General features: G+C 45.6%; 20 protein-coding genes. 9 read left to right on the top strand and 11 right to left on the bottom strand.

The annotated features are described in order from the left end of the window. Nucleotides 1-15: 15 nt before the first annotated feature. Nucleotides 16-2,595: an ATP-dependent chaperone ClpB gene (gene clpB / locus CH367_RS14245; RefSeq protein ID WP_100763171.1), complete on the bottom strand. Its 2,580-nt coding sequence runs from the start codon at nt 2,593-2,595 to the stop codon at nt 16-18. Nucleotides 2,596-2,882: 287 nt separating this feature from the next. Between clpB and CH367_RS14240 the strand changes: the two genes are divergently transcribed. From CH367_RS14240 to CH367_RS14230, 4 genes are read left to right on the top strand one after another with little or no spacing between them, the layout of a single operon-like run. After that, a complete protein-coding gene (locus CH367_RS14240) occupies nt 2,883-4,475 on the top strand; it encodes a sodium:neurotransmitter symporter family protein (protein WP_100763170.1) in 1,593 nt (530 codons plus the stop codon). Continuing rightward, nucleotides 4,472-4,597 (top strand): hypothetical protein, encoded by a 126-nt coding sequence (locus CH367_RS21070; RefSeq protein WP_279627432.1) that lies wholly within the window; start codon nt 4,472-4,474, stop codon nt 4,595-4,597. The genes CH367_RS14240 and CH367_RS21070 overlap by 4 nt, the downstream gene beginning before the upstream one ends. Next, complete coding sequence (locus tag CH367_RS14235) at nt 4,594-6,570, top strand: ATP-dependent DNA helicase (RefSeq protein WP_100763169.1); 1,977 nt, start codon at nt 4,594-4,596, stop codon at nt 6,568-6,570. Before CH367_RS21070 ends, CH367_RS14235 begins: the two co-directional genes overlap by 4 nt. A 36-nt stretch (nt 6,571-6,606) precedes the next feature. Continuing rightward, on the top strand, nt 6,607-7,473 hold the full coding sequence (locus tag CH367_RS14230; protein ID WP_100763168.1) for a hypothetical protein: 867 nt from the start codon (nt 6,607-6,609) through the stop codon (nt 7,471-7,473). Nucleotides 7,474-7,686: 213 nt separating this feature from the next. Here CH367_RS14230 and CH367_RS14225 read toward each other — a convergent pair whose 3' ends face one another. The 3 genes from CH367_RS14225 to asnS form a co-directional block, all read right to left on the bottom strand. Beyond that, nucleotides 7,687-8,532 (bottom strand): DUF1176 domain-containing protein, encoded by an 846-nt coding sequence (locus CH367_RS14225; RefSeq protein WP_100763167.1) that lies wholly within the window; start codon nt 8,530-8,532, stop codon nt 7,687-7,689. A gap of 69 nt (nt 8,533-8,601) precedes the next feature. Then, nucleotides 8,602-9,393, bottom strand: coding sequence for a tetratricopeptide repeat protein (locus CH367_RS14220; RefSeq protein ID WP_100763166.1), 792 nt, complete (start codon nt 9,391-9,393; stop codon nt 8,602-8,604). Nucleotides 9,394-9,500: 107 nt separating this feature from the next. Then, complete coding sequence (gene asnS / locus CH367_RS14215) at nt 9,501-10,808, bottom strand: asparagine--tRNA ligase (protein ID WP_100763165.1); 1,308 nt, start codon at nt 10,806-10,808, stop codon at nt 9,501-9,503. 81 nt (nt 10,809-10,889) lie between these two features. Here asnS and folD point away from each other — a divergent pair, with 81 nt between their 5' ends. The 5 genes from folD to CH367_RS14190 all read left to right on the top strand — a co-directional run bounded on the left by folD (nt 10,890) and on the right by CH367_RS14190 (nt 16,154). Next, the gene (gene folD / locus CH367_RS14210; protein ID WP_100763164.1) at nt 10,890-11,744 is read left to right on the top strand and encodes a bifunctional methylenetetrahydrofolate dehydrogenase/methenyltetrahydrofolate cyclohydrolase FolD; all 855 of its coding nucleotides are present in this window, start codon (nt 10,890-10,892) and stop codon (nt 11,742-11,744) included. A 15-nt stretch (nt 11,745-11,759) separates the two neighbouring features. Continuing rightward, nucleotides 11,760-12,725, top strand: coding sequence for an acetylxylan esterase (locus CH367_RS14205; protein ID WP_100763163.1), 966 nt, complete (start codon nt 11,760-11,762; stop codon nt 12,723-12,725). Further along, complete coding sequence (gene cysS, locus CH367_RS14200; RefSeq protein ID WP_100763162.1) at nt 12,722-14,137, top strand: cysteine--tRNA ligase; 1,416 nt, start codon at nt 12,722-12,724, stop codon at nt 14,135-14,137. The genes CH367_RS14205 and cysS overlap by 4 nt, the downstream gene beginning before the upstream one ends. Then, nucleotides 14,122-14,883: a 23S rRNA (guanosine(2251)-2'-O)-methyltransferase RlmB gene (gene rlmB, locus CH367_RS14195; RefSeq protein WP_100763161.1), complete on the top strand. Its 762-nt coding sequence runs from the start codon at nt 14,122-14,124 to the stop codon at nt 14,881-14,883. The genes cysS and rlmB overlap by 16 nt, the downstream gene beginning before the upstream one ends. Nucleotides 14,884-15,008: 125 nt before the next feature. Beyond that, complete coding sequence (locus tag CH367_RS14190; protein WP_100763320.1) at nt 15,009-16,154, top strand: esterase/lipase family protein; 1,146 nt, start codon at nt 15,009-15,011, stop codon at nt 16,152-16,154. A 196-nt stretch (nt 16,155-16,350) separates the two neighbouring features. Here the strand turns inward: CH367_RS14190 and hisF are convergent, their stop codons facing one another. Genes hisF through CH367_RS14155 form a run of 7 tightly spaced genes read right to left on the bottom strand, consistent with a single transcriptional unit; the run spans nt 16,351 to nt 24,934 of the window. Next, nucleotides 16,351-17,121 carry an imidazole glycerol phosphate synthase subunit HisF gene (hisF, locus tag CH367_RS14185; protein WP_100763160.1) on the bottom strand — a complete coding sequence of 257 codons (771 nt, stop codon included), beginning with the start codon at nt 17,119-17,121 and terminating at the stop codon, nt 16,351-16,353. Beyond that, nucleotides 17,118-18,581: an Asp-tRNA(Asn)/Glu-tRNA(Gln) amidotransferase subunit GatA gene (gene gatA, locus CH367_RS14180; RefSeq protein ID WP_100763159.1), complete on the bottom strand. Its 1,464-nt coding sequence runs from the start codon at nt 18,579-18,581 to the stop codon at nt 17,118-17,120. The genes hisF and gatA overlap by 4 nt, the downstream gene beginning before the upstream one ends. Continuing rightward, nucleotides 18,578-18,868 (bottom strand): Asp-tRNA(Asn)/Glu-tRNA(Gln) amidotransferase subunit GatC, encoded by a 291-nt coding sequence (gene gatC, locus CH367_RS14175; RefSeq protein WP_100763158.1) that lies wholly within the window; start codon nt 18,866-18,868, stop codon nt 18,578-18,580. Before gatC ends, gatA begins: the two co-directional genes overlap by 4 nt. Nucleotides 18,869-18,894: 26 nt before the next feature. Continuing rightward, on the bottom strand, nt 18,895-20,310 hold the full coding sequence (locus CH367_RS14170; RefSeq protein WP_100763157.1) for an undecaprenyl-phosphate glucose phosphotransferase: 1,416 nt from the start codon (nt 20,308-20,310) through the stop codon (nt 18,895-18,897). 1 nt (nt 20,311) lies between these two features. Beyond that, nucleotides 20,312-23,302 carry an LPS-assembly protein LptD gene (locus CH367_RS14165; protein WP_100763156.1) on the bottom strand — a complete coding sequence of 997 codons (2,991 nt, stop codon included), beginning with the start codon at nt 23,300-23,302 and terminating at the stop codon, nt 20,312-20,314. 39 nt (nt 23,303-23,341) lie between these two features. Beyond that, on the bottom strand, nt 23,342-24,190 hold the full coding sequence (locus tag CH367_RS14160) for an undecaprenyl-diphosphate phosphatase (RefSeq protein ID WP_100763155.1): 849 nt from the start codon (nt 24,188-24,190) through the stop codon (nt 23,342-23,344). 6 nt (nt 24,191-24,196) lie between these two features. Then, nucleotides 24,197-24,934, bottom strand: coding sequence for a lipoprotein LipL31 (locus tag CH367_RS14155; protein WP_100763154.1), 738 nt, complete (start codon nt 24,932-24,934; stop codon nt 24,197-24,199). Between the last annotated feature and the right edge of the window lie 16 nt (nt 24,935-24,950).

Below are 24,950 nucleotides of genomic sequence, written 5' to 3'. Positions count from 1 at the left end.
TCGGATTTTGAAAACTTATTTGACTACGACCTTTTCATGTTCGTAGTCCACGGTTACTCTTTGTCCGTCCGTGAATTTTCCGTTTAGGATGTAGCGGCTGAGTGCGTTGCCGACTTCCTTTTGGATCAAACGTTTTAAGGGTCGCGCACCGTATTCCGCGTCGAATCCGACTCTGGATACGTAATCCTTTAGTTCTTTTGTGAATTCTACGTTCAGACCGTTCTCCTTAGCCTTTTGTTTCAGTACTTCCAACTGAATGTCGGCGATCTTATGGATTACCGAATCCGTAATGGAATGAAACAAAATCACTTCGTCGATTCGGTTTAGAAACTCCGGCTTGAAATGTTTTTTCAACCGTTGTTCCACCAATCTTTCCTTTTCTTCGACGCTGTAATCCGAAGATCCCAAAACGTCCGATCCGATATTGGAAGTGAGAATGATAACCGTGTTTTTAAAATCCACGTTACGCCCCTTTCCATCGGTCAACCTTCCCTCGTCCAAAATTTGGAGAAAGATATTGAACACGTCCGGGTTCGCCTTTTCGATTTCGTCGAATAGGATCAACGAATACGGTCTTCTTCGTACCGCTTCCGTGAGTTGTCCGCCTTCATCGTAACCAACATAACCCGGCGGCGCTCCGATCAATCTTGCTACGGAATGCGCTTCCATGTATTCGCTCATGTCGATTCGATGCATCGCATTTACGTCGTCGAAAAGAAACTCGGCGAGAGCCTTTGCGGTTTCCGTTTTCCCCACACCGGTAGGTCCGAGAAATAAGAACGTGCCGATCGGTCGATTCGGATCGGAGATTCCCGCACGAGATCTTTGCACCGCTTCGGATACAAGTCTCAACGCGTGATCCTGACCGATGACCTTCGTCTTCAAAGCGTCTTCCATCAATAGAAGTTTCGCCCTTTCCCCCTGCAACATTTTGGATACCGGAATTCCGGTCCAACGAGATACGATATTGGCGATGTCCTCTTCGGTTACCTCTTCCTTCAAAAGTCTGGAGGCGCCTTCCTGTTTTTTCAACTGCTCGTTTGCGGTTTCAAATTCCTTCTGAAGATCGACTAACTTTCCGTAGCGGATTTCAGCAACTCGGTTGATTTCGCCTCTTCTTTCGGCCTCCGCTTCCAGATTTTTATACTTTTCGATCTCTTCCTTGATTTGTTTCAAACGGGAGATCTTGGATTTTTCCAAATCCCATCTCGCTTTTAAGGTTTGAAAATTCTGTTCCTGTTCGGCGAGATCCTTTTCGAGAATCTTCAATCTTTCCTTCGAAGCCGGATCCTGTTCTTTTTTCAAAGCCTCTCTTTCGATCTTTAAGGATTGAATCCGCTTGCTCGCACGATCGAGTTCTTCCGGCATAGAATCGATTTCGATCCTCATTTTGGAAGAAGCCTCGTCGATCAGATCCACCGCCTTATCCGGTAGAAAACGATCCGCTATATAACGATTCGATAATGTAGCCGCGGCGATCAAAGCCGAATCCAAAATTCGAATTCCGTGATGAAGTTCGTATCTTCCTTTGAGTCCTCTGAGAATCGTTACGGTTTCTTCCACCGAAGGTTCTTTTACGTAAACCTGCTGGAATCTTCTTTCAAGAGCCGCATCCTTTTCGATATACTTTTGATATTCCTTAAGAGTGGTCGCTCCGATACAACGAAGTTCTCCCCGCGCAAGCATAGGTTTGAGCATATTAGAAGCATCTAATGCACCTTCGGTCGCGCCCGCGCCCACTAAGGTATGAATCTCGTCGATAAAAAGAATCACTTCTCCGTCCGACCCTTTTACCTCGTCGAGAAGAGCCTTGAGTCTATCCTCGAATTCTCCCCTGTATTTGGCCCCTGCGATCATCGAACCGAGATCCAAGGTGTATAACGTTTTGTTTCTGATTCCTTCGGGAACCTCTCCTTGTACGATTTTGTTCGCGAGCCCTTCCACAATCGCGGTTTTTCCCACGCCGGGTTCTCCGATCAACACGGGATTGTTTTTGGTTCTTCTGGAAAGAACTTGGATCGTTCTTCGGATTTCCTCGTCTCTTCCGATGACCGGGTCCAGTTTTCCCTGTTTGGCCAACTCGTTTAGATTTTTTGCATATTTGGCAAGTGCGTCCGTTTTTCCTTCCGGTGAATCGTCCATGATCGTTTTTCCCTTTCTATTTTCCAGAGTGGTTTTGAGTAATTTAGAATATTCTAATCCTAACTTTCGAAATTCTTCCTTAAGCGGTCCGTGTCCGTTTTTCATCAATCCGAGAAGAATGTGGTCGGTGGATAAATATTCGTCCTTGAGTTCCTTTCGGATTTCGTCGGATGCTTTTAGAAGAGCGACCGCCGATCTTGAAAACCCAACGTCTGTGGAAACGTTTCCTCCGACCCTCGGAAGTTTTTGAAGCGCGTCGTCGGTTCTTCCCAAGAATGATTTCGGATTCAGATTGAGTTTTGAAATCAAAAGAGGCGCAAGCCCGTCCTCTTGGGAAAGAATTTCTCGGACAATATGTTCTTCGCTGATTTCCGGATTGCCGGTTCGCTCCGCAAAACTTTGCGCGTTATGCAGAGCTTCATTCAATTTTGCGGTGAGTTTGTCTAGTTTCATTGTCTGATTCTCCAGTCGGGAGATCCCTTTCTTGATTTAGAATTTAGACTGAGTTGTCGTTTAAAATTCTTAAATTTTCTGCCATATTGACATTTATCAATATTTTGATTCGGACGGCCGATCCGAGTACGTTTACGAAAATGTAGGAACTCATACAACCTTCCGAAAACTGCCGGACCCTGGAAAAGTGTAGGAACTACCACATTTTATGTCCCCTTTTTTACCGTTTCACCCGCTTTTCTTTTGACAGTTGGGGGTTTGGCGTACGTTTTGCAAGAACCAACATCATGAGTAAGGAACCCCCTAAAGAAAGCTGGAAATCCAGAACCGGACTGATTCTGACCGTCGCGAGCGGAGCCATCGGCCTTGGAAACTTTATCCGATTCCCCGGACAAGCGGTCGCAAACGGAGGCGGAGCCTTTATGGTCCCCTACATCATCAGCTTCATCCTTGTCGGAATTCCGGTTTGTATCACCGAATGGATCATGGGGAGAATGGGCGGTCGAACCGGTCACAGCGCCCCCTTCTTGTTCAAAAGTTTTTTATCGGGTTTCCCGCTAAGAATCGTCGGAGCAATCGGTGTCACAGTTCCGATTCTCATTTACGTATATTACGTTTTCATTGAGGCTTGGTGCCTCGCCTATTCTTTCGAATTCTTAACCGGACAAATCCGTTTGAACCCGGATGGAAACGTTCCACAAAGTCAAATCATCCAAGCCGCCGGAAATTATTACTTGGATCTGACGGGCGCAAGACAAAACGGGGACGCGATTTCGGGTAAGATTTTTTACGCAACCTTAACTTGTTTCGTTCTAAACTTCGCACTCGTATATCGAGGAATTTCAAAAGGAATCGAAACATTCGCAAAGATCGCGGTTCCTTTAATGCTTGCGTCTTCGGCGGTAATTCTGATTCGAGTTCTTACGTTAGACAACATCGAGATCGGCTTGGGAAGAATGTGGAACCCCGATTGGTCCGCGCTTCTAAAATCGGAAGTGTGGATCGCGGCCGCGGGTCAGATCTTTTTTACTTTGTCCGCAGGATTTGGAATCGCCCTCGTATTTTCAAGTTATCTCAAACGGGAGAATGACGTGGTTCTTTCTTCCCTTTCCGCGGCTTCTTTGAACGAATTCGTAGAAGTTGCGATCGGAGGAATGGTGACGATCCCGGTTGCGTTCTTATTCTTAGGCGCTTCCATCAACGACTTCGGAATGTTCGGAATGGGGTTTATCGCGCTTCCTTCGGTTTTTTCCATGATGCCCGGCGGGGAATTGTTCGGAGCGATTTGGTTCTTCGTTCTTTTTCTCGCGGCGATCACGTCATCGGTTACGATGTTACAACCCGGGATTATTTTCTTGGAAGAATCCTTCGGGATGAGAAGGCAAACCTCAAGTTTGATTTTGTTTTTATTCACTGCGAGTCTTTGTTTTCCGATTCTTTACTTCAACCAAAACTTCCAAGCGTTGGAACTCGCGGATTTTTGGATCGGAACGATTTTGATTTTTATACTCGCGAGTATTCAAATTTTCTTATTCGGTTGGAAGGTCGGCGCGAAAAAAGGTCTCGAAGACGGAAACGAGGGTTCTCATCTGGAACTTCCGAAATTCTTTTGGTTCGTGATTCAATACATAACGCCCGCGTTTTTGATCGTGGTATTCATCGCATTTTTGATCCAGAATCTTCCGGGTCACTTTGAGAGAATGAGCGTGGACTCCATGGTCACTCAGGCGATCGCAAAAGGAACTTCGGTGGAAGCCGCAAGGATGGGAGCCCTCATCTCCAGATCCGTTTTTTTTGGAATTCTGATCGTTTTCAGTCTTATCGTGCTTCTCGTTCACTACGCTTTGAAGTATAAAGAAAAGAGAGGACAAACGGAATGATGTTCTTAGCTCAGGAAGGTTTGAATTGGCAGGGAACCTCGATCATGACCCTTTCCCTACTTTTGGTGACTGGACTTTCGATTTTTTGTATATTCAAACTCTTTAAAACTCGCAACCATTGAACCGTTCGACACAATACTTCGATAAACTTTCGACCATCTGGGACGATTTCGAACCCAGAAAGGGACAGATTCAACTTTCTCAGAAGATAGAAGAATCCCTTTTCAACGGAACGCATCTGATCGCAGAAGCGGGAACCGGGGTCGGTAAGTCCCTCGCCTATTTGATTCCGGCCGCGCTTTCTTCTATGGAGCGAGAAGAACCCGTAGTCATATCGACGGAAACGAAATCGCTTCAACAACAGCTTCTTCTAAAAGACATTCCCATGGTTTCCAAAATTTTAGGAACCGATCTAAGAGCGGAAGTCGCGATGGGGGCTTCGAACTACGTTTGTAAACGAAAACTGAACCACGTTATGCGCGATGGAACCTTCGGTCCGGAAATGATTCCTCATATCGATTCGTTCAATCGTTGGATCCGAACCACAGAGTCGGGAAGAAAACAGGAATATACGGGAACCGCTTCTTATGATTTTTGGAATAAGATCACCCGCGAAGCGGACAATTGTTTGGGAAGGAATTGCCCGAACTTTTCTCATTCTTATTATTTTTTAGAAAGGGAAAAATGGAAACGTTGTAATATCTTGATCGTCAATCATCATCTATTGGCGGCGCATATCGCGAGTGATTTCAACATTCTTCCCGAATTCAGCCGAGCCATCTTGGACGAGGCGCATAACTTTCCGGGAATCATAGGTTCTTCCTTTCGTCAGGAAATCCGTTCTCAGGAAATTCAAAAACTTCTGCAACAGATCTGGCTTCCGAATAAGAATACCGGAGTTGCAGTTTCCATTTCTTCAAACGAGCTAAAAGATTTGGTCACAAAAGCCGGGGACTCGTTGACTTCTTTTTTTAACGCACTTTCGGGCGAGGTTCCTTTAAACTTTTACAGTCCTCAAAGAATCAAAAGACCTTTGAAGTTGGATAAAGGCGCGTTCGCGGCCGTTCTTGCGGGGATCACGGAAATTCTCCAGAAACATCTTTCCAAATTATCCAAGGACAGCGACGACATTACCGAAAAGGAATCCGTTCTCGTCTTAGAGATGTTAAGCGGGAGAATGGAGGAAATCGCGGTCGGATTGGAAACCTTTCGTTTAGTCGACGACCCGAGCCTTGTCTATTGGATAGAACCTCCCGATCAGAGTTCCAAAGAAATATATTATAAAATCTGCATGGAACCTTTGAGCCCGGACGAAATCATTCGGGATCTGTTCGCATCCAGAATGCAATCCGTGATTTTTACTTCCGCGACCTTGTCCACTTCCGGTAGCGATTTTAAGTATTTCAAAAAGAAGATCGGGGATTTACCCGCGTCCAGCCTTACCGTTCCTTCTCCGTTCCCGTATCAAAAGAACGCACTTCTGTATGTGCCAAAAGAAATCCGGGACCCTGTCGCAGACCCGGACGGTTATCACGCGGATCTTGCAAAACAGATTCTCTGGTTGATCGAGATGACTCAGGGAAACACATTCGTACTTTTTACTTCTTTTAAATCTTTGAAACTCGTTTACGAAGCGATTCGTCCTCATACGGATCTTCCTTTGTTTTCACAATCCGATCTCGGACCCGACGGCGCGAAACAAATGTATTTGGAAACCCCCAACAGCGTTCTCTTCGGTGTTTCCACGTTTTGGCAAGGAATCGACATTCGAGGTGATAAACTCAAATCCGTGATCATAGCCAAACTCCCGTTTCAAGTTCCAAACGATCCGGTTCTGGAAACCAAAAGTGAAAAGCTCAAGGAATCCGGTGGAAACCCATTCGCAGAACTTCAGCTTCCGTATGCGTGTACGGTTTTGAAACAGGGATTTGGTCGTCTGATTCGGTCCGGAACCGACACGGGGGTCGTTTCGATTTTGGACCCGAGAATGTTCACAAAGACATACGGAAAGGATCTTTTGAAGTCCCTTCCTCCCGCTAAACTGATCCAGAATCGAGAAGATTTAAGAAGAGAATTCGACAATCTGCCGAAATAAATAGAAGACGCATTTCTATTGATCGAGTAACGCAAGATGTATTGGAAAACCCGAATTCTTTTATTCATCCTTCTTTTTTGGATTCCGTTCGAGACGTCCTTTTCCTTTGAAAGCAGGGATTTTACCGATACGGTGGTCAACTGGAAGAAAGGCGAAATTCAGAAGATTCTTACATTCAAACTTCCTAAACTGACTTATTCAGTTGAAGACCCGGATTGGGGTGCGGAGAATACCGCGAGAAATCTTACCGAGGCGAGAAAAAAAGTTTCGTCCAACGCGGAAGAGGAACTCAAAAAATTTCTTTTTAGAAAGATCGATACTTTGAAACTCGATTCCGAATTTACGCTTCGTGAAAAGATCAAAGAAGATTCCATGTTTCGGGAAATCTTCAATCAGATTTACGAAATAGAACCGATCTTTACGACCGTTAACTTCGTGGAAAACCAAGCGATCGCAAAAGGTCTGATTCAGTTTAAAGGGAAACGAGGAATTCTCAATTACGTTTTTCTTTCCTACGATACGGAAAGTTTTCCGGAATATCCCGCTCCGACCTTGGCCGCTGAGTTCACGTCTTTGATCGTGGATGCAAGACATCTGAAGTTGGAAACTGCTTTGTTTCCGGAGGTTCTTTCCGAGGAAGGAAACAGTCTTTATTCTCCTTATTTCGTTTCTAAGGAAAGCACGGTGAAGAACGGTTATGTGAGTTATATGAAAACTCCGGAAGAAGCGTTTCGTTCACCGATCGCCGGAATCAAACCCTATTTCGTAACCGCGTTAGGCGTCACCGGTCATTATCCGGTCAATCCCGTGATCGCGGCGGAAGACGCGAGAAAATTGCTCGCTTCTCCGAAAACCAAGTCGGCTTTGAAAAACTGTCGGGTCATTATCTTAAAGGATAAGTGAGTCGTCGAAGATCCGATTTTAAAATTTGCGAGTAATTTTTCATGGGTTCGTGGGAGTTCCTACAATGATCTGTCCAAGAATCCTTCTTGCAAATAGTATGATTTTCTGATATAGGAAAGTTGTCGCAATATTCCCACAAAGCCCGCCTCCACCACCCAATTTCGGGCGGGGGCGATCGTTTTACAAAAAATCGTCGGAACTCCTACAAATTCCTCAAAAACCGAAGAAGTCCGATGGAATCTCGTATCTCGTCCAAGAAACCGGAACCTCATCGGCGGAATAAACCTCCGTTCCGTCGCAATTCAACTTGGCCCGCATTTCGACAAGAATCGGTTGATCGGATTCGGAAAGAGAATAACGAAAAAATTCTCCGCAATCTCCCATCCCTCTGTATTTGTTGAAGGCAACGAAATCCTTTGTTTCCGGTTTGTAAAAACGAACCAAACGATCACTTTCGAAACTACTTTTGGAAACCGTTCCGTTTGATTCCTCGAAACGAAACGCCTTAAATCTTAGAATTCTCGTTTTTGCGGGAACGATTCTTTCATCATAGATAAAATATACGTTGTAACGATTGTAAGCGCCCGATGTGCACAACAATTCTCCTATAAATGTCCTTTCCGACAAAGGGAAAAAACGAACCGGCGCGTACTTAAGAAAATCCGCATATAAATGATAATCGATCTTCCCGCCCGCTCCCGATCTTGTAGAATCATAATCACAATTTTTCGGAAGTTGATCTTTTACGAATTCCAACGCGTTCGCACAGACCTCTTCGGGAGATGAAAAATTTCCTTCGCGAGAATTCTCATACGAAGAATGCGCGTAAAAGTCGCAATCTTTGGGCCATTCGATGGAAGTTCTTTTGGGGTTTACGTTGATTGAAGAAGTTTTGGAGGATTGAAATTCTCGGATGAGAGAAGAAACGAAATTCTTTTCGGATCGCGGATCGATCCATTCTTTGCCGAAGAAAAAGACGACGACTAAAATCCCAAAAGCGGTGAAAACCAGGAGCAGAAAAAGAAAAAGCCGAGCTTTTATAAAACCAATTCGTTTCATAAAACCCGGCTTTGTTGCCTTCTACTTTAAAAGAAAAACGTTTCTGGATCGAGTCGTTTTAGTCGGCTCTCAACCGTGCACTGCGACGAGTTCGCTGAACACCTCTTCCGCTTTTTTAAAATTTTCGGAAAAGAGATACGCAAAACCTAAGTCGATCAATTCTTTCATAGAAAGAGATTTTCTTTTGGCTTCCATCTTTGGAATGCTCGCGATCTTTTCGGAGAATTGTTTTTTCTTTTCGTCAAAGGTAGGAAGTTCCTCGTAACCGGGAATTTTTTCGAGAACCGATTTCGCTTCTTCGAATTTTCCGGTGTGAACCAAGGCAAGCCCCAATGCACCCATAACGTCTCTTTCTTCGGAAAGACGTTTTGCATTCTCCGCAAAAACCTGAAGTGCTTCCTTATAATTTCTAAGATGATAGTTGGAAAAGAATTCCGCCTTGCAGAAATAATCGTTGGAAAAGCGGGCTTTGTAGATCGGGATCAAATCCAGAACCACTTTAAAATCCACCGCGTCTTCACTGACTAAAATCGCGGTTCTCAAAATGGAATACGCGACCGGAACCGAAGCCGTTTTAAAGTATCCGTGAAACTTCTTAGCGGCTTCTCTGAATTTTCCGGCTTCTTTTAAAAGATAAGCATCGAGAAGCGGGGTCAATACAGAAGAACCCTTTAAGAAATAATTGATCCCATGATCCGAACCGGATTCAAACCCGGCAATCCCACTCAAATGATTTAAAAAAACATGATTCGGATTTTCTTTCGCGATCGAAATCACTTCTTCGTAAGAACCCGTCTCGAATAATTCCCACGCGGACTCTTCAATGGAAGACGGATTGGATACTGCTAAATTCTGACCCATAGGATACCTCTATTTTTCTTATCGGATGGATCAGGCGAATTCAGCTTAAAAAAAAGTGAATCACGTTATCGCGTTAACTCAGCGAAACGCTCTCTACGGATCGCGTTTCATGGATAAAGTCGTTCCATCATCCTCGGAAACGGAATACATTCTCGGACGTGCTGGAGTCCGCAGATCCAAGCGATCATTCTTTCCGAACCGAGTCCGAAACCGGAATGAGGAACCGATCCGTATTTTCTCAAATCCAAATACCAATCGTAGGATTCCACGGGAAGTTTTTCCTCTTCGAGACGGTGAATGATATTCTCATAATTCTCCTCTCTTTCCGAACCTCCGATGATCTCACCCACTCCGTCCGGCGCGATCAGATCCGCGTTCAAAACCGTTTTCGGATCATCCGGGTTGACCTTCATATAAAACGCTTTGGCTTCTCTCGGATATTTTTGGATAAAAACGGGACCGCCGAATTCGGTGGTGAGCATCTGTTCTCTTTCGGAATTGATGTCGTCTCCCCAAACGATGTCTTCTCCTTTCGACTGGAGAATTTCGAGAGCCTTTGTGTAATCAATGATCGGAAAATCTTTTTCAAGATACGCAAGAAGCGGAGTCGGATCCCTTTCCAAAACCTTTAGGTCTTGCAAAGAATTTTGAACGGTTTCTTTGATGATCGTTTTTACGAAATCCTCTTGGAGTTTTAAATTGTCCGAATGACTTGCAAATGCGACTTCGGCTTCCACCATCCAGAACTCCGTGAGATGTCGTCTTGTTTTGCTCTTCTCCGCGCGGAAGGTCGGTCCGTAACAAAAGACCTTGTTGTGCGCAAAGATCGCGGTTTCCAAATACAGTTGCCCCGTTTGCGCGAGATATGCGTTTCCAAGATCAAAGTATTCGGTGGAGAATAAGGTTCCCGCGCTTTCTCCCACCGAACCGGTGAGAATCGGCGTATCGATCAAAAGAAATTCACGCTCGTGAAAGTATTTGCGGATCGCAAAAGAAAGATTGTCCCTAATCTTAAGAATAGCGAGTTGTTTGGAAGAACGCAACCAGAGATGACGCTGTGAAATGAGAAAGTCGATCCCGTGCTCCTTGGGAGTGATCGGATAATTTTCGGATTCTCCCACGATCTTGAGCGATTCCATCACGAGTTCGAATCCGAGCGGAGACTTTTCGTTTCGAACGAGTTTGCCCGTAACCGATACGGACGTTTCTTGACGGAGATGTTTTACGGTTTGAAAAACTTCTTCCCCGAGAATTTCTTTTTCGGCGAGAACCTGTAAAATTCTTCCGCTGTTTCGGAGAGAAAGAAACTGTCTCGCGTTGCTTCCCCGGATTCCATGAACCCAACCTTGGATGAGAACTTTTTGATCTACGTGTTTTTCTAAATCATGATTGCTTACGATCGGAGTTTCAGACATGGACCCATTTTACCCTTTCGGTTTCATCGGAAAGGATATTTTTTACCTGACAGAGAAGATAGGCCCTAAATCCTGAGAAGTATGAATCCGGTTCTTTTAGATGGAAAAAAACTCTCCGAAAAAATCAGGGACGGAATCCGTTCCGATATAGAGGAACGAAAAGCGAAGAATCTTAGAATTCCAAAACTCGCTACGATCTTAGTCGGCAACAACCCGGCTTCCGAAACCTACGTCGCCATGAAGGTCAAGGCCTGTCACAGCGTGGGAATGGGTTCGGAGATGATTCGTCTCGGAGAAGAAACGACTACGGAAGAATTATTGGCCGTAATCGACAAGTTGAACGCGGACCCGAATACCGACGGAATTTTACTCCAACATCCTTCTCCGCCGCAAATCGACGAACGAGCGGCATTTGATCGGATCGCTCTTCACAAGGACGTCGACGGAGTCACTACGCTTTCCTTCGGAAAACTTTCCATGGGTGTGGAAACCTATCTTCCTTGTACTCCCTACGGAATGGTACTCCTACTCAAAGAATACGGAATCGACGTTGCCGGCAAGAATGCGGTTGTGGTGGGTCGTTCTCCCATTCTCGGGAAACCGATGGCGATGCTTCTCACCGAAATGAACGCAACCGTCACTCTCTGTCATTCTAAAACTCAAAATTTACCCGAGGTCGTTCGCAAGGCCGATATCATCGTGGGCGCGGTTGGTAAACCGGAATTCATCAAAGCGGATTGGATTTCCAAGGGCGCGGTTCTTTTGGACGCGGGTTACAATCCGGGCAACGTAGGAGATATAGAAATTTCAAAGGCGAAGGACGTTTCTTCGTATTACACTCCGGTTCCGGGCGGGGTCGGTCCTATGACGATCGCCGTACTTCTCTTACAGACGCTCTATTCGGCAAAAGAACACTTTACACCACCGGTAAAGTGAAAACGATGTTTCAAGATGGCGATCAGTTTTGACGAATGTTTTCAAACCTATCCGGAGCTTCACAGCCCAAGCGACCTCGACGAATTTTGGTCCGAGGCGATTCGGGATTTAAAAAACTTTCCGATTAAAAAACAATCTAAGGCCCTTCTCAAAGGATCGATTATCAAGGAAACCATCTACGATATTTCCTTTCAATCCTGGCAAAACGCAAACCTCACGGGGACTCTCGTCATTCCCCGAAAAAGAGGAGATCTTCCCGTGGTCGTTTACTTTCACGACTATGGAAAAGACAGACCCGCAATCATCAAAGGACTTACGGAAACCGGAGTCGCTCAACTCATCATCGATCTGAGAGGTCACGGTTCTCAGCTGGTTCGCCCCCAACTCAAAGAGGGAGAAGTCGCCGATCCCGATTGGACCCCCGGATATTTTTCCAAAGGTCTGGACGGAAAGGATTCTTTCTATATGAAAGGGCTTTATCTCGACGTGATCCGTGCGGTGGAATTTTTAAGACTGACCGACGGAATCGACGGGGACAAAATCATTCTCGCCGGAAAATCCATGGGGGCTTCTCTTGCGGCCTTCGGTGCGGCTTATACGAATCGAATCAAAGGATTAATCCTCGAAACTCCAAACTTCTGTCATATAGACGACAACCAGCTCAAACTCGAAAAAAGCTGGATGAAGGAAATCAACGCGCAGTTAAACAGTTCCAAAACGAAAAAGACCGCGATGAAAAAGAGTTTAGCATATTATGATAGTATAAACTTCTCCAAGAAGATCAAGATCCCTACTCTTGTTTCGGTGGGAATGGACGACAATATCTCTCATCCAAAATCCATATTCGCATTTTTCAATCATCTCAATAACGACAAAAGAATGCAGGTCTATCCGACCGAAGGAAACGAAGCGGGTCTCAAAGGCGAAAAGCAGAACGGGGCCAATCTAGAATTCGTGAGGGAAATTTTCTTTCCCGAATGATGGAAGTTTACTTTCACAATTCCCTTTCGGGTAAAAAGGAAAAATTCTCTCCTGCAGATCCTCAACGGGTCACCGTTTATTCCTGCGGTCCTACGGTTTACAACTTTGCTCATATCGGAAATCTTCGCGCGTTTCTTTTTGTGGATATTCTTCGCAGATCCCTGAAACTTTTGGGTTACGGCGTGGATATGACGATGAACATCACGGACATTGACGACAAGATCATCCGTGATTCGATCGCGACAAAAAAGAGCATTCAAGAATTCACCGCACCTTGGACGGAAGCATTCTTCGAAGATTTAAAAACGGTTTCGGCGGAAACCTTGGAACACTATCCGAAAGCGACCGAATCGATTCCGGAGATGATCGAAATCATTCAAAAATTAAAGAGCAAGGGCCTCGTCTATGAGAAGGACGAAAGCCTTTACTTCTCGATCCAAAAGTTCAACGGCTACGGTAAACTCAGTAAGATAGACGTTTCCGGTATGAAAACCGGAACCCGTTACGACACGGACGAATACGAAAAAGAAGACGTGCGCGATTTCGTTCTTTGGAAAAGTCCTAAGGTCGAAGGGGAAACTTCCTGGGAAACCGAACTCGGAACCGGAAGACCGGGCTGGCATTTGGAATGTTCCGCGATGATCCGCAAAGTTTATAAAAGCGGAGTGGACATTCATACCGGCGGCGTGGATCTTTTATTTCCCCATCATGAAAACGAAGTCGCTCAATCTGAAGGCGCCTTTCCGGAAGAAACCTTTGTCGGAACTTGGCTTCACAGCGAACACCTGTTAGTCGACGGACAGAAGATGTCCAAGAGTAAGGGAAACTTTTACACGTTACGCGATCTGATTGCACAAGGTCTCGATCCGAAAGCGATCCGTTTTCTTTTGATCTCTTCCCACTATCGTTCCAAATTGAATTTTTCCACGGATCGAATCGCGGAAGCATCTTCGAATATTCGAAAAATTCAAAATTGTTTGGATCGTCTTCTGGACCTCGAGCCGGACGTAAAACCGGTTTCCTCTTTCGTTTTTTCCTCCGAATCGGTTCTTCAATGGAAAAAGGATTTTGAAGAATCCTTGGCCGACGACCTAAACGTTTCCAAAGCCTTGGCGGTCGTTTTCGAATCGATCAAACAGATCAATTCGATGATGGACGCGGACAAGGCCGATTCCAAACAAAGAATCGAATACATTCAAATTCTTGCATATTATGACCTTTTATTCGGCGTTGTCGATTTTTCTTCCGAAAAAAATCTGATCGATTCCGAAATCGATTCTTTGATCGAAGAAAGACAAACCGCGAGAAAGAATAAAGACTTCGCGCGTTCCGACTCGATTCGAGATCAGCTCTTGGCACAAGGGATTTTGATCGAGGACACAAAAGACGGAATCCGCTGGAGGCGAAAATAGCTCGGCCGGAATACATTTTCGGTAAGAGAACTCTGATAGAGCTTACCGAAGCGCATCAAGGGACGGAACATTCCTTTCCTTTTACCGAGTTGTTTGTTAAGGAAAATCCGGGAACGGACATCGTCGAAAAGATATTAAACCGACTTCCCTCTTTTGTAAAAGTCCACAAGGTTTCCGGAGCGAAACTGGATTCTCTCGTTCCCGGTAGAAATCACCAAGGGCTAGTGGCTCTCAAAAGTCCTTCGAGACAACAAACCGCCGATAAGAAAAATTTAGAGGAATATCTCGCCGAAAAACCCGGTGCCTTTTTGATCCTGGATCGGATTCAAGATCCCGGTAACCTCGGAAACATCTTGAGAACCGCAGAATGTTTCGGTGTGAAGAACATCATTCTTCCCGAAAGAGAATCCGCGGGAATCACCCCGGTTGTGGAGAAAGTTTCTTCGGGTGCCCTCTCCTTCTTAAAAATTTTCACCGTGAAAAATCTTGCCAACACTCTCGAACTTCTAAAGGAAAACGGGTATTGGATCGTCTCCACGAGCGATAGAGGCGAAGAGGATTGGTCCAAACTTCCCGATCTTCACGAACTTGCCATTCTGATGGGAAACGAGGGGGAAGGTGTTAAAAGAATTCTGATGGAAAAATCGGATTTCGTTCTAAGAATTCCGATGCGCGGAAATCTTTCCTCCCTGAACGTCACGGTTGCGACCGGCGTCGTTTTGGACCGGATCGTAAACCGTAAATAACATTCAATTTTTCTAAAGTCCTTCCCGTTTTCCGCTTTGTTACGATCGTTTTACGAGTGTTATACTCGATTAAATTTCGGATTTATCTCTTGCTTTTTCCGCGTTTTCGGTTTCACTTGAAATTGATGAAATCATATAAAATTTTTATACGCATTTTAGCGTTCGCGTTTATTCTAAGTTTTGCATCTTCCTGCGCGGATCTTTCCATCGAAAAGATCAAAGAAAAACTCAATCTTGCTAAGAAAAAAAGTATGGCCGAGGAGATTCTCGAGACGTTAACCGTCGCTTTCTGGGGAGAATTCAATCACGAACTCTATAAGTTCGTTCCGGTTCCGATCATTCTTACCAAAACTCAAATCAACGCGGATCAATTTGCGGTCGCCACACCCGAACTCAAGGACAGTCGGCCGAAGATCGTTTTGATTCACGGCTGGGATTTTAAGGAAAAGAATATAAGTCCTCCCACGGACAAGTTCACAAAGGTCACGAATCTGAGAGGAACCTGGGACGACGCTCTGGAAATTTATTCCCAGAATCTTTCCGGCGTTCAGACTTCGTACGAACTTTACGCGTTCACATACAGAAGTTCCGATTACGTGGACAACAACGGCAGAAGACTGATCGATAAGCTCAATACGATATTCTCACCGAGCGACAAGGTGATTCTTCTCGCACATTCCATGGGCGGACTTGTGAGCAGAGCGGCCTTGTACCATTCTCACAATACCAACGACGTGATCGACTTCGTGGTAACGTTAGGCACTCCTTATCTGGGATCTCCGTTCGCTTCCTCCAGTTATCAGGGAAATTTCGGAACGTTAGGCGATCTCATAGGGTTTATGACCGGGACCGAAGGCGGGAAGGATCTCGCATATACGAACGCGTTAGGCACATCGTATCAGGTTCCGATTCCCGCCGAATATATAAACGGGGCGATCAATCCGTATTTGGAGAGACTCCTTACGGAGTCTTCTAAGGATTCAAGGGTCACCGCGTTCTACGGAGAAATGACCGTTTGTACCAATCACCCCGGTTCGGATGCGATTTACGTGATCGGTTGTAATTTTCTTTCCGGCGGAAGTCCGAGTTTTGCGAACAAAAGCGATGGGATAGTAACTTCCACCAGCGGCAAAATGTCTTCCAAGCTCGCGGGTGCAAAACAGATCTTAAAGGATTTGGATCACGCTCAACTTTCGTTTCGCAATCACGTGGACAACACTTCGAGAAATACGTATTTCAACCAGGTTTTGACCGTAATCAACGCGTTGTAGGAGTTCCTACAAAAGCAGTCTAAGATTTTGTGGTGGACGATATTCCGTTTTTCTGATACGGAGAAAACTCGGAAATTTTCCCACCACCTCACCCCACCACCCTAAGTGCGGGTGGGGCGCACGTTGATTCACGGACTTTGTCGGAACTACGACAAAACTAAAACTACCAAAAACACCGACAACAGAATCGCTTTCTTCAGTCCAGTCGGACGGCAATTCCCATTTCCTGCATTGCGCTTTTGGTTTCACGAATGGAATATTCCCCGAAATGAAAGATGGACGCCGCAAGAACCGCATCTGCCTTACCGCGTAAGATCGCCTCGACCATGTGCTCCGGATTCCCCGCCCCGCCCGACGCGATGATCGGAATTTCAAGCGCGGATGAAAACGACTTCAACAAGTTGATATCGAATCCGTTTCGAGTTCCGTCCCGATCCATGGATGTAAGAAGAATTTCTCCCGCACCTTTTTCCGCGGCTTCCTGCGCCCAATCAAGCGCCTCTCTACCGGTTTCCGTTCTTCCGCCGTGTAGAAAAATTTCGTAACGATCTCTTTCTTTGTGAAACTTAACGTCGATTGCGCAAACGATACACTGAGATCCGTAGATCTCGGAGGATTGTCTTATGAGTTCGGGATTTTGAAACGCGGCCGTGTTCATGGAAACCTTATCGGCCCCTTTCTCCAAAACGGCGCGCACGTCTGCTACGGTTCGGATTCCTCCACCCACCGTAAAAGGAATAAAAATTTTCTCCGCGATTCTTTCCACGAGGTGTAAAAGAATTTCTCTTCGATCGGAAGACGCGGTGATATCTAAAAAACAAAGTTCGTCCGCTAAATTCTCCTCATAGATCGCGGCGGATTCCACGGGATCTCCCGCGTCTACGAGATTGACAAAGTTCACTCCCTTAACTACTCGTCCGTCCTTGATGTCCAGACAGGGAATGACTCTTGCCGTCAAATTGCTCATCCGATCTTTTCCGGAAATTGAATATTCAAACCTTCTAATGTAGAAAACGCCTTTGCGGCTCCGAAAAGTTTACCTTCTTCGAAGTGCGGCGCCGTAACCTGCAACCCGATCGGAAGACCTTTGTCGTCCGTTCCCATCGGTAAGCTGATCGCCGGAAGACCCGCGAGGTTTACGCTCGTGGTCCAAATGTCCGCTTTGTACATCTGAACGGGATCCTTCGTTTTTTCTCCGATCTTAAACGCGGTAGTCGGAGACGTAGGCTGGAGAATAAAGTCCACTTTGGAAAAGAAAGATTCGTATTCTTTGCGGATGAGAACCCTCGCCTTCTGCGCGGTTCCGTAATAAGCGTCGTAATAACCGGCGGAAAGGGAGAATGTTCCCAAAAGAATTCTTCGTTTCACTTCGGGACCGAATCCCTCGGTTCTTGAATCCACAAAAAGATCTTCGAGTTTTCCCGTTTTGTCTTTTCTGGAACCGAAACGGATTCCGTCGAAGCGGGAAAGATTGGAGGAACATTCCGCGGTAGCGATGATATAATAGATCGGAATTGCAAAACCGAATTTGGAAAAGTCGAGTTCTACAAGAGTCGCTCCCTTTTCCTTCAATTGGTTGAGAACGTTTTCGTAAGCCTTCGAAACTTCCGGTTGAATGTCGGGAGTCATCTTAATCACTCCCACTTTCAATCCTTTGAAGTCCGGAACCTTGACTGAGTCCGCAGAAAAACCCGGTCGGTTTACCGAGGTAGAATCACGAACGTCCTTCCCGGAAATCACAGAATAAAGATCGATACAACCTTGTACGTCCTTGGACAAAGGTCCGATCTGATCCAGACTGGATGCGTAAGCAACAAGACCGTAACGGGAAACGGTTCCATACGTGGGTTTCAATCCGAACAAACCGCAAAGAGACGCCGGTTGACGCACCGATCCTCCCGTGTCAGAACCCAAGGCCAAAGGAACCATGGAAGCCGCAACCGCCGCCGCAGATCCTCCGCTGGAACCGCCCGGAATTCTTTCCAAGTCGAAAGGATTGCGAGTGGTCTGAAAGGCGGAGTTCTCGGTGGAACTTCCCATCGCAAACTCGTCCATGTTCGCGCGCGGAAACAGAACGAATCCCTTTTCGAGAAGTTTTTCCACCGCATTCGCGTTGAATGGAGATTTATAATTTTCTAATATTCTTGAGGAACAGGAAGTGATCGAATCCTGGATGCAGATATTGTCCTTGATCGCAACCGGCATTCCGTCGAATTCCGAAAGAGGTTTCCCCACTTTTCTGCGAGCATCGCTTTCCGCGGCGGCGTCCAAAATTCTTTTTTCGTCCAAGGAAAGAAACGCCTTAACGGAGCCGTCGACTTCCTTGATCCGATCGATACAAGCCTGTGCGAGTTCTGTCGCGGAGATTTTTCCCGAGTTCAGGGAGCTTTTGAGTTCAGTATAAGATTTTTTTAATATTTCGTTCATGTTTCGATCACCTTAGGAACGACGAAATATCCGTTCTGAAACGAAGGAGCGAACTTTTCGATATCTTCTCTGGAAAGATGTTTTCCCATAAGGTCGGGGCGAATCGCATTCTCGTGCTGAAAATAAATTTCATCGTCTCCGATGGAACTTACGTCCAGACCTTTGACTTGATCCACGTATTCCAAAATCTTGTTGAAGTCCGTCAGAGCGGCTTCTTTTTCTTCCGGGCGGATTTTCAAACGCGAGAGTTCGGCGATTTTCTGCAAAGAATCTTCGTTCAGGTTCATGATTCTCCCCTTGCGGTCAGAGTGTTTTAGTATGCGTTTTTGTCCATGATTCCTTTAAAAGGAGTCAGTAGAATAATCTTGAGATCGAGCCAAAGCGACCAGTTTTCGATGTAGTAGATATCCGCGGCGATCCGATCGTCGATCGAAGTGTCCCCCCGAAGTCCTTTGACCTGGGCCAGTCCGGTGATTCCCGCTTTGACCGCGTGTCTTCTCATATAATGTCTGTGATCGTTCTTGAACTTTTCCACAAAATGAGGACGTTCCGGTCTCGGCCCGACGACGGACATATCGCCAAACAAGACGTTGAAAAACTGAGGGGTTTCGTCTAAGGAAAGTTTGCGGAGAATTTTCCCCACGGTCGTCACCCTCGGATCGTTTTGAATCGTCCAAGTCGTTTCGGATTGGCTTTTCGCCTGAACGACCATGGTTCTAAACTTGATCATGTTGAATTTCTTATTATCCAACCCCACTCTTTCCTGATAATAGAACACCGGACCTCGGGAAGTGAGTTTCACAAGCAAGGCCATCATCAAATAAAACGGTGAGAAGAAGAAAATAAAAAGAACGGAAAACGCAAGATCGAACATTCTTTTGATGAATTTATTATAACCGAGTCGGATCGGAATGTTTCGGATCGAGATCACGGGAAGACCTTCCATCTCCTCCACTCTTCCTCGAGCCTTGATGAATTCTTGAAAACCGGGAACGATCTTGAGATCGATTCCTTCGTGATCGCAGGCGTCGAGAACCTCTTTCAAATAATCGCCTTCGGAAGGTTCCAAAGTATAAACCACCAAGTCCGGTCTTTCCTTTTCCAAAACCTGCGCGATCTTTTCGATCTTACCGATTACCTTCATATCCTTCCGAACCGGCTTCGCGGTTTTTGTCTGAACAAAACCTAAAATCTTGTAACCGTAGATTCCATGTTTGATGACCGCGTCGTTAAAACGTTTGGAAGTTTCGGAAACGCCGACCACAAGAACACTTCTGAGGTTATAACCTTTTTTGCGAAGAGCTTGTAAAACGAGTCTCGCCGTATAATGAAGAACGCTCGAAGTGAACGTGTTGATCGTCGCAAACGCGAGAATCACGTATCTCGAAAACCGTTCGCTTCCGAGATCGCCTCTAAAAAAGAATAGAACCGCAAGAACCAAAACTAGATTTAAAAAAACGCCGCTTACGATGGTTAAGAATTCGTCGATAAAGGAAAGACCTCTTCTCGGATGATAGAGGTCGATCGCGATGAACACGATCACTTGAAAAAAAGCCAAAAGAAAGAACAGAAAGATATAACTTTCCAAATCCACATAACGACGATCGGCTCCGTTCTCGTCCAAAAAATAAAAACGAAAAACGAACGCGAGAGAACCGCTCAATAAAGCATTCACGAAATCTAATACGGTAAAGATGAGTTTGAACGTTTGACTTCTTTCCTTCAGCATATCAAGGGTTCTCCGAAGAAATTCCCGTGCGGTCTCCCGCTTGGAAAGGACGTTTTCTGAAACGGAAAAGACGAACTCTTGTGAGTTCCGAAGAATCCTGTTGACCCAAAGTAAAGTCGCTGATCGAAATCGAAAAGAATACGGATTGATCGTAAAAGGAAACAAGACCGTCCGTTCTTCCCCCCGGAACCGCGCGAAGATCCATACTGTATCCGAGCCTGAAGTTCGCGGTATGAAGATTGTATTTGATCGTTCCCATAAAGCGGTTGATGTTCAAAGCGGTGTTTTGTCTCGCTCCGTTTCCGTTCACCCCAGTTCCGTCGACTAAGTCCCTCTGTAGATTGGTTCTATCCAAGTTAAGATTGGCGACGGAAGTTGTTGGATCGTTTCCATAATAGAACGTATCGTATGTATTTCCAACCTGATTCGTATATCTCCAGGGTTGACTTACCCGAGAATCGAGTTCCGCTTCGATTCCCAAATGTCTTGTGAAATCCACGTTCGCCTTAACGAACACACGATAGCCGTCCAAAATCGGACTGTTGTAGACGTGATACCAGGTTCCGCCTAACTCGAGTTCGCGGATCAAACGGATAAACGGAAGCGTAAATCCACCCATCTTATACGAAGCGGTAAAACTGTTGGAAAGAGGTTTTGCCTTCGGGTTGTGATGTACGTAGTCGTTGTTGATGAAAAGACCGGAGTAAAAACTTCTCTTCTTTTCCAATAAGGAAGCTCGTTTCGGACGAAATCCGTCCAAAAAGTCGAAGTAACCCGAAAATCTTGCGACCGTAAAATACCATCGTTCCGCGTCCGTAGGTTGCGGTTTGTATTCGGGGGAGAAGTTTCTCAAATCCCGAATGGTACGAACCGAAATCTCGAAGTTCTCAAGCGCGTAACTTTCCAAGGAAAGTTCAAGTTCGTGTTGTCTCGTTTTGGCGAGAATCGGATCCTGTAGTTCCGGTTTATACGCTTCGAGTTTTCTGTATGTCGCATTAAAAAATAACAATGGAACGCCGAATCTTAAGTTCGAGGAAGTTCTCACGTATTCGTAGGATTCTCTCGCAAGAAAACGTTCGAGAGAAGTAAACGCGTTATCCGTAACACCGGTGACAGCGGCGTTGTTTCTCACGGTAGCGGATTGTTTTTTAGCTCCAAAAAAAGCGTTCGGAGTAAAGGTAAGATAACTTCCTAAATTCAAACTCGTTCTTAAACCGGATTCACCCTGGGTAAAATATTGAGTTCTCAAAACGTTCTCGTTGTAATTTCCCCAAGGATCCTGATACGAACCGTCCAGAGTAGGGATGCTCAAATTCTGCCTTGTAGGAACGCCGTAATAACGGAGAATCATGTTCGTAAGATATACGTCCCAGTACACGGGCGCGTTGAAGTAAGGAAGCCTACCGACCTCTGAGGAATTTCGAATCGTAGTCGTCGGAAGAACGTCCACCGTAGGAAAGTATCCAGACTTATCCGTTGGATTCAGGATATAGTAGAGCATGTTCCGTTTCATTCCCACATTGATGGAAAGATCGCCTCGGTTTTCGGTGTAATCGAACTTCCATTCCAGTGTGTTTCTGATAAAACCGAGACGAACGTTTCTCGCGGTGTAAAGAGATTGAAGAGTGTTCGCGGGTTCGTAACGGTTTCCGTACTCGTAGTCAAAAAGTCTGTTGGAGTAGTTTTCGTATTGAAGACTGATGTTTCGCGTAACGTCTTTTTCGGTGTTGTGGAATTTCGAGTTCAACATGATTCTCCCCTTCCACCAAGGTTCCGTGTCTTCTCCGATTCTTCTGAGTGGCGCGTTCGGATCCGCGGAGTAGTAAGCCCCTCTGTCCACCTGATTGGTGACAGCGGTGGTTCCGATTCCGAAGTTATGAAAACGATCCTCATACGCGCCGGAGATCTGATAGTTTTTATGATTCGCGTAACCGATATCGATCAAGTAGTTTAAGAAAGGACTTTGTTTCCACATCTCCAAATGAAAAGCCTGACCGGTCTTTTCGTAAAAGTCGGCACGGACCTTATAACCCATCGGAGCGAACGCGTAGTTAGGCATCACGGACCACTGATACGAGTTCTGCATAAACAGACCCTGCGTGTTGTTCTTACCCGCTTGGGTGATCCATCCGTTTCCTAAATTGCTGTTGTATAAAAACGGAAGCCAGAGAACTGTCGTGCCTCCGACCTGATAACGAACGTTAGTCGCCATTACAGTCTTATCGTCGTAGATATAAAGTCGATTCACCTTAAAGGAATAATGCGGTTTTTCGGCGTTACAAATCGTGAAGTAACCCATCTCGAGCGCATAACGTTTGTCGTCGAGTTTCTTGAGTTTTTCCCCGATAAAATGAGCGGGCGCAAAGGTTCCTTTCGTTTTGTAGACGACCCCTTTTTCCAAACGGAAATCGTAGATGAACTTATCGCCTTCCACGATCGCACGTCCGTCCTTATAGACGATTCCACCTTCCGCGTAGATCTCTTGTCTTTCGCTGTCGACCGTGATCGTTTCGGCTTCGATGGAACCGGAACGGAGTTTCAAACGAACCCTGCCTCGAAGAACAAGAACTCCCGATTTATTCTTATCCACTTGAAGGAGTTCTCCTTCGGAAGCGTTTTCGATGGAAATCGGAAGAGCCTTTTTTTGCTGAGGGATTTGTGCAAACGGATCGGCCGCGACCGGAACCGCTTCTTCCAAAGCCGCGCGAAGGCGTTTTCTTCTGCTGAACAAGGAACCGTCCCGAGTCAAACCGAGGGACAGTAAAAGATCGTCCACTTCTCTGTCCGGAAGAGTATCGATGGATTTTCCAAGAAGACGGTTTTTGGCTCTGAGAATGGCGAGTTTCTTATCGTCTCCCGGAGAGGAAGAAGGAGTTTGATCCGCAGATCCCGCTCCGCCCGTGATAAAACGAAGCATCTGTTCTTCCGTCTGGGCAAAAATAGGAAGGCCCAGTAGCATAAAAAATAGAATCAGAATCAGACGGAGATGCATTCCGGTACCGGTGTCAGATTATTCTCGTGAATTAGATTTTCATCTAATAAATTTAGTGAAAACGAGAACGCCGACCCCCAATAAGATTCTGTAAACCCCGAAGACCGAAAACGAATGTCTCTGAAGATATCGTAAAAACCAACGAATCACCAAGGTGCAAAGAAGAAAGGAAACCAAAAATCCGAAGGCTAAAACGGGAATCGTGTCTCCGTTCAAAATGGAACGATATTTATAAAGTTTGTATATACCCGCCGCGAGTAAAACGGGTACCGCAAGAAAGAACGAAAACTCGGCGCTACTCTTCGTGTCCTTTCCTAAAAAACGAGCGGTGATGATCGTCGCCGCGGATCTGGACATACCGGGAACAAGAGCCATACACTGAAAGATTCCGATGAGAATGGAATCCTTAAAACCGATCGGTTCGCGTTCTCCGTTTCCTTGTTTTTTATGAAAGAACCATTCCGCGATGAGAATGAGAATTCCTCCGAAGATCCAAGCGCCCGCGAGGATCACAAGAAGATCCGGCCTTGCTTTGATCGTATCCAGAAAGTTCTTCGCGATAAAACCCGCCGCTAAAATCGGAAACGCACCGATCGCAATCTGAATCACAAAGTAAAAACCCTGAGGATCCGAGTTTTGTTTGGTTACGTATTGAAAGGAAGAAACGATCTGCGATCTGAATTTTTCCCGATACAAATACAAAACGGAAAGAATGGCTCCGCTCTGAATGAATATATCGAAGAGGTCGTCGAATTCAATTCCGAAATTTTCCCCGTTAAAGGGAAAGAAGGAACTGAATAAGAACAGGTGTCCCGTAGAGGACACCGGTAGAAATTCTGTGATCGCCTCAATGATGCTTCTCAGAAAGGCGTTCAGATAATGGTTCAAATGGATTTACTGTCCGGGAGTTTTCGGAGTTTCCGTTGTTGTAGGCGCTGTAGTTCCGGTGGTCGGCGGGTTTTCTTTTTTCTCTTCGGTTGCAGACGCTCCGACTTTTCTCTTTAAGAATGCTTCGAGGTCGAACTTATCGTTGTGTTTGATAGAGACTTGTTCTTTGATTCTTTCCAGAACCTTAGGAAGAATTTCCTGAGACTTGTCCTTTTTCAACTTCGCTCTTGCGAAAAGGATACAACGATCGATCGGAAGAGAACCGATTTGAGGTTCTTTCGCGCGGAGTTTCTGACATTCTTCCATCGCTTCTTCTTCGGAGATCTTGATCTTACTTTCCACAAGGTGCATTACGTAAAGTTGAGAAACGATCTGCATCTCTTGAAACTTAAGAATCTTTTTGATGTCGTCGCGTTTTGTAAAACCGTCTTTTTCGGCCGCGATAGTCGTGATCATCATGTCTCTGTACTGATCGTAAAAATTCTTCTTTTGGAACTGATAGTTCAAAGCTCTCATCTGCTCGGGAACTTCCGAGATGTCCTTTTGGATGAACTCGAGAAGATTTTCCTTCTCGATATTTTGAACTCGGCTCATCGCGTCGATGGCCACGTGATAGGTATCATCAAAACTGTTTACAGTGATCTTGTTTCCATCAAGAGTTTCGATCACTTCGGAGTTGTCTCCGCAACCCGCAAAAAAAGCGGCAGAAAGAGCAATAAAAATTAGAATAATATTTTTTTTCATCGGACTTAGGGTTCCT

It is taken from the genome of Leptospira barantonii, from assembly GCF_002811925.1.
GTDB classification, from domain to species: Bacteria; Spirochaetota; Leptospiria; order Leptospirales; family Leptospiraceae; genus Leptospira; species Leptospira barantonii.
Note: the sequence above shows the minus strand (reverse complement) of the source record. Positions and strands in the feature narration are given on the sequence as shown.